The 10,008-nt window shown below is 65.2% G+C and carries 10 protein-coding genes and 1 pseudogene; 4 read left to right on the forward strand and 7 right to left on the reverse strand.

Annotation, left to right across the window (positions count from 1 at the left end; genetic code table 11):
* Positions 1 to 53: 53 nt before the first annotated feature.
* The gene (locus CCR84_RS05890) at positions 54 to 359 is read right to left on the reverse strand and encodes an amine oxidase (RefSeq protein WP_201210516.1); all 306 of its coding nucleotides are present in this window, start codon (positions 357 to 359) and stop codon (positions 54 to 56) included.
* A gap of 185 nt (positions 360 to 544) precedes the next feature.
* On the reverse strand, positions 545 to 1,744 hold the full coding sequence (locus CCR84_RS05895; RefSeq protein WP_201210518.1) for an ammonium transporter: 1,200 nt from the start codon (positions 1,742 to 1,744) through the stop codon (positions 545 to 547).
* Positions 1,745 to 2,038: 294 nt separating this feature from the next.
* Between CCR84_RS05895 and CCR84_RS05900 the strand changes: the two genes are divergently transcribed.
* The gene (locus CCR84_RS05900; RefSeq protein WP_201210520.1) at positions 2,039 to 3,208 is read left to right on the forward strand and encodes an ATP-binding protein; all 1,170 of its coding nucleotides are present in this window, start codon (positions 2,039 to 2,041) and stop codon (positions 3,206 to 3,208) included.
* Between the two features lie 124 nt (positions 3,209 to 3,332).
* Here the strand turns inward: CCR84_RS05900 and mltA are convergent, their stop codons facing one another.
* Positions 3,333 to 4,601 (reverse strand): murein transglycosylase A, encoded by a 1,269-nt coding sequence (mltA, locus tag CCR84_RS05905; RefSeq protein WP_242508567.1) that lies wholly within the window; start codon positions 4,599 to 4,601, stop codon positions 3,333 to 3,335.
* Positions 4,602 to 4,663: 62 nt separating this feature from the next.
* Here mltA and CCR84_RS05910 point away from each other — a divergent pair, with 62 nt between their 5' ends.
* Entirely contained in the window at positions 4,664 to 5,572 is a 909-nt protein-coding gene (locus CCR84_RS05910) for an ATP-binding protein (RefSeq protein WP_201210535.1), read from the forward strand.
* Entirely contained in the window at positions 5,569 to 6,612 is a 1,044-nt protein-coding gene (locus tag CCR84_RS05915; protein WP_201210522.1) for a Nudix family hydrolase, read from the forward strand. Before CCR84_RS05910 ends, CCR84_RS05915 begins: the two co-directional genes overlap by 4 nt.
* Positions 6,613 to 6,655: 43 nt before the next feature.
* Here the strand turns inward: CCR84_RS05915 and CCR84_RS16960 are convergent.
* Both CCR84_RS16960 and CCR84_RS05920 read right to left on the reverse strand, forming a co-directional pair.
* Positions 6,656 to 6,739 (reverse strand): annotated as a pseudogene (locus CCR84_RS16960) (hypothetical protein); the annotation flags it as partial.
* Between the two features lie 124 nt (positions 6,740 to 6,863).
* Positions 6,864 to 7,328, reverse strand: coding sequence for a helix-turn-helix domain-containing protein (locus CCR84_RS05920; RefSeq protein ID WP_201210523.1), 465 nt, complete (start codon positions 7,326 to 7,328; stop codon positions 6,864 to 6,866).
* 280 nt (positions 7,329 to 7,608) lie between these two features.
* Between CCR84_RS05920 and CCR84_RS05925 the strand changes: the two genes are divergently transcribed.
* A complete protein-coding gene (locus CCR84_RS05925) occupies positions 7,609 to 7,845 on the forward strand; it encodes a thiamine phosphate synthase (protein ID WP_201210525.1) in 237 nt (78 codons plus the stop codon).
* Between the two features lie 42 nt (positions 7,846 to 7,887).
* Here CCR84_RS05925 and CCR84_RS05930 read toward each other — a convergent pair whose 3' ends face one another.
* Complete coding sequence (locus CCR84_RS05930) at positions 7,888 to 8,568, reverse strand: RloB family protein (RefSeq protein WP_201210527.1); 681 nt, start codon at positions 8,566 to 8,568, stop codon at positions 7,888 to 7,890.
* Positions 8,568 to 9,836: an AAA family ATPase gene (locus CCR84_RS05935; RefSeq protein ID WP_201210529.1), complete on the reverse strand. Its 1,269-nt coding sequence runs from the start codon at positions 9,834 to 9,836 to the stop codon at positions 8,568 to 8,570. Before CCR84_RS05935 ends, CCR84_RS05930 begins: the two co-directional genes overlap by 1 nt.
* Positions 9,837 to 10,008: the final 172 nt, after the last annotated feature.

Here is a 10,008-nt window from a genome sequence, read left to right on the forward strand (position 1 = left end):
AAACCCCCAGGCTTGCCGGGGGTTCGTCCAAACATGCGTTGGCTTGCCGGGGCTTACTTGGGTGCAGCGGCGGGCGCAGCATCGGTCGCTTCACCCTTGCGTTCGTGCTTGGCCTTCTTTTCGTGCTTCACCTTCTTCGCATGCTCGCCCTTGGTTTCAGTGGCTTCATGCTTGGCTTCTGCCTTGGCGGGTTCGGCAGCCTGAGGCGCTTCATGCCTCTTTTCGGCAACGGCGGGGGCCGGCGCGGTCGCCTTGGTGGCCGGAACTGCGGGAGTGGCAGGAGTGGCGGGCGTCGTACCTTGCGCGAAAGCAAGCGTTGCAAAACCGGCGACGGCGAGAGCGATGACATTCTTCAGCATTTTTATCTCCTGGATGAGTTGTCCGGACTTCGGCACCGACAATGTGCAGCACCGTAAGGCATCCAACGCCTCTGGCAACCATCTGGATGTCATTAAGTATGTAATACTTCGTAACGCTCCGTTGCCGAGACGTCTCAGGATGCAATGCACATCAGCCCGACAGACGTGACCGTTTCCTGTCGGACCTACCAGTTCGTCTCCCGCTCGGCCGTCGCGCCGATCTTGTGGATGGACAGGTCGGCGCCCTCGAATTCCTGTTCCTGGTCGAGCCGGATGCCGAGGGTCGCCTTGAGCAGGCCATAGACGGCGCCGCCGCCCGTGAGCGCGACTGCGACCGCGAGCCCGGTCAGCAGCAGTTGCGACATGAAGGCGACCCCGCCGGCGCCGCCTAAGCGCGGGTCGCCGAAGATGCCGACGGCGATACCGCCCCAGGCGCCACACAGGCCGTGCAGCGGCCAGACGCCGAGAACGTCGTCCACCTTCCAGCGGTTCTGGGTCAGCGTGAACATGTAGACGAACAGTCCGCCAGCGACGCCGCCGACGACGAGCGCGCCGATCGGGTGCATCACGTCGGAACCCGCGCACACCGCGACCAGCCCGGCGAGCGGGCCGTTGTGCGCGAAGCCCGGGTCGTTGCGGCCGACCAGCAGCGCGACCAGGGTGCCGCCGACCATCGCCATCAGCGAGTTGATCGCGACGAGGCCCGATATCTTGTCGAGCGTCTGCGCGCTCATCACGTTGAAGCCGAACCAGCCGACGGTGAGGATCCAGGCGCCGAGCGCGAGGAAGGGAATCGACGACGGCGGGTGCGCGGCCATGCCGTTGCGCGTGTAGCGGCCGCGGCGCGCGCCGAGCAGCAGCACCGCCGCCAGCGCGATCCAGCCGCCCATCGCATGCACGACGACCGAACCGGCGAAATCGTGGAAGCCGGCGCCGAATGTCTTCGCGAGCCAGTCCTGGATCCCGAACGCATGGTTCCAGGCGATGCTCTCGAAGAAGGGATAGACGAAGCCGACGATCAGGAAGGTCGCCGCCAGCTGCGGATGGAAGCGCGCGCGCTCGGCGATGCCGCCGGAGATGATCGCCGGGATCGCCGCAGCGAAGGTGAGCAGGAAGAAGAACCTGGTCAGCTCGTAGCCGTTCTTCGCCATCAGCGTCTCGGCGCCGGCGAAGAAGTGGATCCCGTAGGCGACGCCGTAGCCGATGAAGAAGTAGGCGATCGTCGACACCGCGAAGTCGGCGAGGATCTTCACCAGCGCATTGACCTGGTTCTTCTTGCGCACGGTGCCGACTTCGAGAAACGCGAAGCCGGCGTGCATCGCCAGCACCATGATGCCGCCGAGCAGGATGAAAAGGACGTCGCCGCCCGTCTTGAGCGCTTCCATGGCGCCTCCCGGAAATCAGATGGGAAGACGTGAGCAAAAGACGTTCCTGCCGCGCGCAAGCCGGCGCAGCAAGCGACTACGTGCCCGGCCTGCCGGACATGCACCACGACGGACGGAAGTGCGCAGCCGAGGCACCGCAGCGGTGCAGGCTGCACCAAGCCCGGGGTCAGGTCTCGAATTGTTGCATCGAGCGCGGGATGCAACAATTCGAGACCTGACCCCGTGATGCCGTTTTATTGCTTTTTATCCAGAAAAAGATAAATTATCTATACATGGATAAAAACGGATAATTCGATGATCCACTACCCTCGCAGCGCCTTGGCACGGGAATTGGTGGCAGCCCTGAAGGGCGAGACCGTCTTCAGTGATGCGCCGAACGGCATTTTTCTGGCGGCGCCGCGTCGCACAGGCAAATCGACCTTCCTGCAACTCGATCTGCGACCGGAGCTTGAGGCGCAGGATGTCGTGGTTGTTTACGTGGACCTCTGGTCCGACCTGCGTCGAGACCCGGGCGGACTGGTCGCCGAGGCGATCGGTCGTGCCTTGCAGTCCCATCTCGGACTCGTGGCCAGGGCGGCCAAAGCCAGCGGACTGGAAAGCCTGAGCGTAGGCGGATTCAAGCTGGACACGCGCAAGATCGGGCAGATCGACGGCACCACCCTGCCCGACGCACTCCGCGCCTTGCACGAAACCGCCGGAGCGCCGGTGGCGCTGATCATCGACGAAGCCCAGCATGCCCTGACCAGCGAAGCGGGCGAGACGGCTATGGCGTCGCTGAAGTCTGCGCGCGATCAGTTGAACCGTCCGGGAAAGACCAATCTCATGCTGGTGATGTCAGGATCGGACCGCGACAAGCTGCTCCGCCTTGTCAATACCAACGGCGCGCCGTTCTACGGTTCGCAGATTCAGCGCATGCCCGAGTTGGGTCCCGACTTCATCGCGCACATTGCAAGCTTGATCGAGGGCCAGCGACCCGAACTGAAGCCGGTGGATACGCAAGCGCTGTTTTCGGCTTTTCAAGGCTTCGGCTATCGTCCCCAGTTCTTCATGGAAGCACTCGGTCAGGCGCTGAGCCCGCTCGCTGATGGGGACGGCCGTTTCGAAGTTGCGGTCTTGCAGTCAGCCCGCGAGCGCCAGGCCGACGACGAAGCGCAGATGGAGTCTTCCTATCTCGGGTTGAAGCCGCTGGAGCAGGCAGTGCTTTGGCGCCTGCTGGAGCAAGGACAACGCTTCCGCCCCTACGACGGCGAGGCCTTGCGCTTCTACCAGGAAAAGACCGGCGACCGCGTCTCGGCGCAGAAAGCCCAGAACGCGCTGGAGGCCCTGCGGCAACGCATCCCCGCGCTGGTCTGGAAGTCGGCACGCGGGGAATATGCGGTGGACGACGCAGCGATGCATCGCTGGTACCGACAGCGCGCTGACGAGGGCCGCTGGCCGCCGGTCGGAGCGGTGATGGACGAGTGAACAAGCACGGGGTCAGGTCCCGAATTGTTGCATTGATCCCGGGATGCAACAATTCGAGACCTGACCCCCGTGATGTTGCATCGATCCCCCGATGCAACAATTCGGGACCTGACCCCGTGATGGTTCACTGTTTCGGGGCGAGGCCGGGCGGGAGCAGGACCCACATCTGGCCGCCCTGCTTCATGCGGCCGGCCTGGGCGCCGGCTTCGGCGCCGAAGCCCCAGAAGAAGTCGGCGCGAGCCGGGCCGCGGATGGCGCCGCCGGTGTCCTGCGCCAGCACCAGGCGCTTCAGGGGCTCGCTCGAATTCGGCTGCGTCGTCGCCAGGAAGACCGGCGCGCCGAGCGGGGTGAAGCGCGGGTCGACGGCGATGCTGCGCCCCGGCACCAGCGGCACGCCGAGCGCGCCGGGCGGGCCCTCGCGCACCGAGGTGTTCAGCTCGCGGAAGAAGACGTAGCTCGGGTTGCTGTTGAGCAGTTCGTTGAGCTTGTCCGGGTTGGAGCGCGCCCAGGCCTGGATCCCCTGCATCGACGCCTGATCGGCGCTCAAGTGCCCGCGCTCGATCAGCACGCGGCCGATCGACTGGTAGGGGTGGCCGTTCTGGTCGGCGTAACCGACGCGCACCATGCCGCCGTCGGGCAGGCGGATGCGGCCGGAACCCTGGATCTGCAGGAAGAAGAGCTCGATCGGATCGTCGACCCAGAACAGCGCGCGCTCGCGGTACTCCTGTTCGCGGCTGACGATCTCGGCGCGCGAGTAGTAGGGAACGACGCGCTTGCCGACCAGCCGCCCGCGCAGCCGCAGCCCCTTCACCTCGGGGACGACGTCGCCGAGGTCGATGGTGAGCAGGTCGTCCGGCGGCGCCAGCAGCGGGTAAGGATGCCGCCGCCCGGGTTGGCGCGCGCCGCGCAGCAGCGGCTCGTAGTAGCCCGTGACCAGCGCGTTGGTGCCGCCGTCCGGGTTGGTGAGCAGGTAGGGCGCGAAACGCGACTCGAAGAAGGCGCGCAGCGCCGCCCGGTCGCGAGGATCGAGGGTCTTCGCCTCGTCGCAGGCCGGCCGCCACAGCGGCCACTGCGGGCGCGCGGCGAGCGCGCGGCAGGAAGCGAGGAAACCGGGCCAGGCGGCGCCGATGTCCTCGTCGGCCCAGCCGGGCAGGTCGGCCCAGCTTGCGGCTTGCAGGGGCTTCGCCGGCGGTGGCGGCGGCGCCGGACAGACCGGACACACGGGGCAAGGCGCGCAGCCTGCAGCGGCCGGTTCGGTAGTCGCGGGGCGCAGCCCGGCGCAGGCGCTGAGCAGCAGACAGGCAAACGCCGTCAGGAGCGCCGCCGGAGCGCGCCGGCGCAGGGTCCTCGGAGCGGGCGCCGCGGGCATGGCGCCGAATTGTGCTTTGTTCATGCTTTGGCTACAGTGTCCGGCTTTCGTAGCCGCGCAGTATACCCCTCACCATGAACGACCCGATGGAGCGCCTGGCGAGCCTGCTCGTCCGCGCCGAGCACCTGCTCGAACGCCTCGAACCCCTCCTGCCACCAGCCGCCGCCGCGCCCGACTGGGACTCCGCGGTCGCCTTCCGCTGGCGCCGCGACGGTGCCTCCGGCCTCCTCGGTCGCGGCCGTGGCTGGCTGCAGTCGCTGCACCAGGTGCCGGCGATCCGCCTGGCCGACCTGCATGACATCGATGAGCAGAAGGCGCGCATCGACGCCAACACGCGCCAGTTCCTCGCCGGCCGCCCGGCCAACAACGTGCTGCTCACCGGCGCGCGCGGCTGCGGCAAGTCCTCGCTGATCAAGGCGCTGCTCAACGAATACGCGGACGCCGGGCTGCGCCTGATCGAGGTCGACAAGGCCGACCTCGTCGACCTGCCCGACATCGTCGAGCAGATCGCCGGCCGTCGCGAGCGCTTCATCGTCTTCTGCGACGACCTGTCGTTCGACGCCGGCGAGGCCGCCTACAAGGCGCTCAAGGTCGTCCTTGACGGCTCGCTGGCGGCACCGCCCGAGAACGTGCTGATCTACGCGACCTCGAACCGCCGCCACCTGATGCCCGAGTACCTGGCCGAGAACCTGGAGACGCAGCGGATCGGCGAGGAAATCCATCCGGGCGAGGCGATCGAGGAGAAGGTCTCGCTGTCCGACCGCTTCGGGCTGTGGCTGTCGTTCTACCCCTTCGCCCAGGACGCCTATCTCGACATCGTCGCGCACTGGCTCAGGCACTTCGGCTGCCCCGACGACGAGATCGCCGCCGCCGAACGCGACGCGCTCAACTGGGCGCTGCTGCGCGGCTCGCGCAGCGGACGCGTCGCCTGGCAGTTCGCGCGCGACTGGGCGGGAACGCACGGCGCAGCCACGCGCAGCGGAGACGACGCATGAGCGTACCCGACATCAAGATCGTCGAAGTCGCCGCCGCCGTCATCCTGCGCGACGACCCGGAGAACGGCCGCCGCGAATTCCTGCTCGCGCAGCGCCCGGAAGGCAAGGTCTACGCCGGCTACTGGGAATTTCCCGGCGGCAAGGTCGAACCCGGCGAGACGCTGCGCCAGGCGCTCGACCGCGAGCTGCACGAGGAACTCGGCATCGAGGTCGAGCGCGCCACCCCGTGGCTCACGCGGCAGTTCGTCTACCCGCACGCGACCGTACGCATCCGCTTCTTCCGCGTCGAATCCTGGCACGGCGAGATCGCGCCGATCGAGCACAGCGGCTTCGCCTGGCTCGCCCCCGGCGCCGAATCGCCGGTCGCGCCGATCCTTCCCGCCAACGGCCCGATCCTGCGCGCGCTCGAACTGCCGCCCTTCGTGCTGATCAGCAACGCCGCCGAGAACGGCGTCGACGGCGAACTGGCGCGCCTCGCGCGTGCCCTCGCCGCAGACGGCCGCTGCCGCGAATGCATCGTCCAGGTGCGCGACAAGACCCTGCCCTTCGCCGAAAGACTCCGCCTCGCCGCCGGCGTCGTTGGCCTCGCGCGCAAGGCAGGCGGCGTGCGCGTGCTGATCAACGACGACGGCAGTGAGGGTCGCGACGGCGAAGGCTACGAAAGCGACGGGTGCGGCACGCTGGCCGAACGCATCGCGCGCGCGGTCGGCGCCGACGGCGTCCACCTCTCGTCCGCCCGCCTGCGCCAGATCGCCCAGCGCCCCGACTTCGCCTGGGTCGGCGCCTCGACGCACGACGCCGAAGAACTCGCCCGCGCCGCCGAACTCGGCTGCGACTTGGCCCTGCTCGGCCCGGTCCTGCCGACGCGCACCCACCCGGAAGCGAGCGGAATCGGCTGGGAAGAATTCGGCCGCCTCATCGACAACTCGCCGCTGCCGGTCTATGCGCTGGGCGGGATGAAGCCGGACCTGCTCGGCAAGGCCTGCGAGTGGGGAGCGCACGGGATCGCGCTGATGCGGGGGGCGGCGGCCACGGCGTGACAACCTTGCATTCAGGGCACGACAAACGCAAGCCCTGTTTTTTTCAGAAGGCGACTTTCCAGTCTTTGAGGATCGACACGGTTTGCGTCAGCCCCTGCTTGAGCAGGATGTCGAGAAACTCGTAAGCGGTCTTGGGTTGTTATTTGACCAGCGCGCACGGAATCGGTCCGTGAGCGCCAGCCGCATCAACAGATCCCGCAGCGGCGCTGGGTAGAGCACGCACGCGTCATAGACGACCGTGAAGTGCGAACTCATTCGTAACCCATCCCCAGTTCCTGAGCCTGCTCGGCCAGTGCATCCAGGGCTTTGCGCCGTTCGGCATCGATGCGCTCCTTGTAGGCGATCACATCCTGGTAGCGCACGCGGCGATGGGTACCCGTTTTGTGGAAGGGGATCTCCTTGCTTTCGAGCAGCTTCACCAAGTGAGGGCGCGATACGTTGAGGACATCAGCCGCCTCCTGGGTAGTCAGTTCGGCATGCACCGGGATGATGCTGACAGCGTTGCCCTCTCCAATCTCGGTCAGCACATCCACCAGCAGACGCAGTGCCGACATCGGAACGCGCACGGGGTGTGCCGCGCCCTTGTCATCGAATATCTCGATCTGCTGGGTTTCTGAACGCATCTGCAGGTAGGCCGACAGCGCCCGCCCGCTCTCGCGAGCCAGCGCCACCTCTTCGGCCGTAGGCATCGTCCGCGGTAGTTGGGTCGTGGTCATCGTGCTCTCCTTGAAGGCTGTTTCTTGCGTCGGCCTGCGACGATAAACGAAATAAACGAAAATCGCAATAATGCGCATTCCGACGAGCTTCCAGCAGGCGCTGGAAGACCTGCTGCGCCGATAGCGGAGCCGCGTCGAGCCAGCCGACGATACGTCCCTTGAACGGGTCGAGTTTGCTCGGTCGCTGCACGCGATCACGCTGCTGATACGGACAATCGATCCAGTGGCGGACGGTCTTGACGTCGAGCCCGAGGCTGTCGGCCAGTTGCGACGGTGTGAGATGCCTGGCCGCGCCGCCGAACTCGGCTGCGACCTCGCCCTGCTCGGCCCCGTCCTGCCGACGCGCACGCACCCGGAAGCGAGCGGAATCGGCTGGGAAGTATTCGCCCGCCTCATCGACAAGTCGCCGCTGCCGGTCTATGCGCTCGGCGGGATGAAACCCGAGCTGCTCGGCAAGGCCTGTGAGCATGGAGCGCATGGAATCGCGCTGATGCGGGGGGCGGTGGCCACAGCGTGACAACCGTGCATTCAGGGCACGACAAACGCAAGCCCTGTTTTTTTATTTTCCCGCGCGAAGATGCGTCAGAAGTTCGACCAAGTCGACAATCGCGGTGAAGGGCTCGGGCACTGAACGCGCATTGAACTTGGCCGCCAACGCCCGGGCACGTTGCGTGCCCACGGCCAACCGCTCCCGGGTGATGCTGAATGCGCGCGTCGCCCCTTTCTCGTAACCGGGGATGTGGATTTTCAGGCGACGCATGACCTCATCGCGATGAAGCGGCGCCTGGATGTCCTCGTAGTGCAGCAGCAGCCAAAGCTCGAAACTCGGCACGGAGGCAATCGCCTGGAAACGCACGAATTGCTTGTTGTCGTTTTTCAGTTTGCCGTCAAGCGACTCCGCCATCGTCAAGGCATCGAAGTAGCTGCCGTGATCGTCGCGGTCAAAAACGGCGTACACCTGCTCGAATGCGCGCGGCTGGATGTGTTTGTGCTTGTCGCCGAGCTCGAAAAGAGCCTTGGCGTACTGCACCACCTGGATGGGGGCGGTACCGAGTTCGCTGGGTCGAACTTCGACATTGGCCGTGTGCAGCCGGTAGGCCTGCCGGATCTCGCCGAAATAGTTGGGCTCGGTCTTGCTGCCTTCCGAGACGATCAGGATCCGGTCATAGCTGGCGCGTCGCGCCAGTTTGCGTTCGAGCTGCTGACGCTGGCGCTCTTTCGGGGAATTGTCGCGCGCCATCAGTGATGCCGCCCCAGCGTGTGGTTGAGGAAGGGAATGCCGCCATAGCGGCCCATCAAATAACCACGCTCGAGGGCCTCGTTCTTGCGCGGGCTGAATTCTGACAAGCTCACCAGTTCCGAGGCCTGATTACGATCCTTCTCCACGAACCAGATCTGGTCACGCCGGAACAGATCCGGGGCATCCAGAAGCGATGTGTCGTGGGTGGTGAAAATCAGCTGCGCACCGCCAGTATTGATTTCGGGACGGTGAAACAGCCACACGAGCTCACGCACCAACAGGGTGTGCAGGCTGGTGTCCAACTCGTCGATCACCAGCGTCAATCCCTTGCGCAGGATGTCCAGCACAGGACCAGCGAGAAACAGCAGGTTTCTCGTACCGTTGGACTCATCCATCAGGTCAAAGACAGCTTGGCCCTGCTCGGTCACGTGGGAGAAACGCAGCTGGTGCTCTTCGACCTCCTCGTTGCGCACTTCGGTCTTCCCAGCGACCAGATCAAAATGCACGGCCTGACCAGGCACCCTGCGGGTGACCACCTCGATGTCTGAAATGCTGATGTCGGCGGCTGACAAGAAGTCACAGATCTGCCGACGGCCTTCAGCCTGCTGCAGCATCTGGATGGACACCTGAGGGTTAAGCTGTGCCTGCTCGTTGAAGATCACGAGTCCATTGACGAACCAGTCGAAGACCGGACGAAGCGCCTCGCTGTTGAGCTGGACAGCCATCGACAGGAACAACGCATTCGGACGGGTCGCACCTTCCCAAAGATTCTTCGGTCCTTTCAAGCCGGGGCCAAAGTCATACACGTCCTTGCCAGCCTGGGCATCGTAGCGACGCTCGTACCAGCGCTGGGGCTTGAAGGCTTTATAAACCAGCAAGTGCTCGCTGAAGATACGCTGGGGAGTCATCGAAAAGCCGTACTGATAGCGGACACCGTCGATGATGAAAGTCACCTCGAAGGCCGTGGGCTCCTTGGCCGACTGCGCGTCGAGTCGGAATGGCTGTACGGCAAAGGCCTGACCTGGCTGGATGACAGTTGCCGATTCGGCAACCACGCCGCGCATGTACTGGAGCGCCTTGATCAGGTTGGACTTACCACTGGCATTGGCGCCGTAGATGGCGGCACTGCGCAGCACGCTGGGAGCAGCCTTGAGGCCCGTGCTCACCGTGTGCGTATCCTGCCGCGTCTTGTCCTTGGAGGCGACAAGGCTGAGCACCTGCTCTTCACGCAGGGAGCGAAAGTTCTCCACTCGGAACTCAACAAGCATCACCGAACCCCTATGCACAACAATAAAACCATATTTTGCACCTAAGGAAGCACTGATTTAATCGAAACCAGCCGACGCCTGCCGTCGGCAGCCGCTCTTTGAGATAATGACGCCCTGCCTCACGCTCGTGACCGACCATGCAAGCCACCTTCTCCGAACTTGAGTACAGCGC

The organism is Rhodocyclus purpureus (assembly GCF_016653115.1).
GTDB lineage: Bacteria > Pseudomonadota > Gammaproteobacteria > Burkholderiales > Rhodocyclaceae > Rhodocyclus > Rhodocyclus purpureus.

What these genes read in the sequence shown, in the direction of transcription:
- CCR84_RS05890 (WP_201210516.1), bottom strand. Translation starts at nt 359, where the DNA reads ATGCTGAAGAATGTCATCGCTCTCGCCGTCGCCGGTTTTGCAACGCTT.
- CCR84_RS05895 (WP_201210518.1), bottom strand. Translation starts at nt 1,744, where the DNA reads ATGGAAGCGCTCAAGACGGGCGGCGACGTCCTTTTCATCCTGCTCGGC.
- CCR84_RS05900 (WP_201210520.1), top strand. Translation starts at nt 2,039, where the DNA reads ATGATCCACTACCCTCGCAGCGCCTTGGCACGGGAATTGGTGGCAGCC.
- mltA (WP_242508567.1), bottom strand. Translation starts at nt 4,601, where the DNA reads ATGAACAAAGCACAATTCGGCGCCATGCCCGCGGCGCCCGCTCCGAGG.
- CCR84_RS05910 (WP_201210535.1), top strand. Translation starts at nt 4,664, where the DNA reads ATGGAGCGCCTGGCGAGCCTGCTCGTCCGCGCCGAGCACCTGCTCGAA.
- CCR84_RS05915 (WP_201210522.1), top strand. Translation starts at nt 5,569, where the DNA reads ATGAGCGTACCCGACATCAAGATCGTCGAAGTCGCCGCCGCCGTCATC.
- CCR84_RS05920 (WP_201210523.1), bottom strand. Translation starts at nt 7,328, where the DNA reads ATGACCACGACCCAACTACCGCGGACGATGCCTACGGCCGAAGAGGTG.
- CCR84_RS05925 (WP_201210525.1), top strand. Translation starts at nt 7,609, where the DNA reads ATGCCTGGCCGCGCCGCCGAACTCGGCTGCGACCTCGCCCTGCTCGGC.
- CCR84_RS05930 (WP_201210527.1), bottom strand. Translation starts at nt 8,568, where the DNA reads ATGGCGCGCGACAATTCCCCGAAAGAGCGCCAGCGTCAGCAGCTCGAA.
- CCR84_RS05935 (WP_201210529.1), bottom strand. Translation starts at nt 9,836, where the DNA reads ATGCTTGTTGAGTTCCGAGTGGAGAACTTTCGCTCCCTGCGTGAAGAG.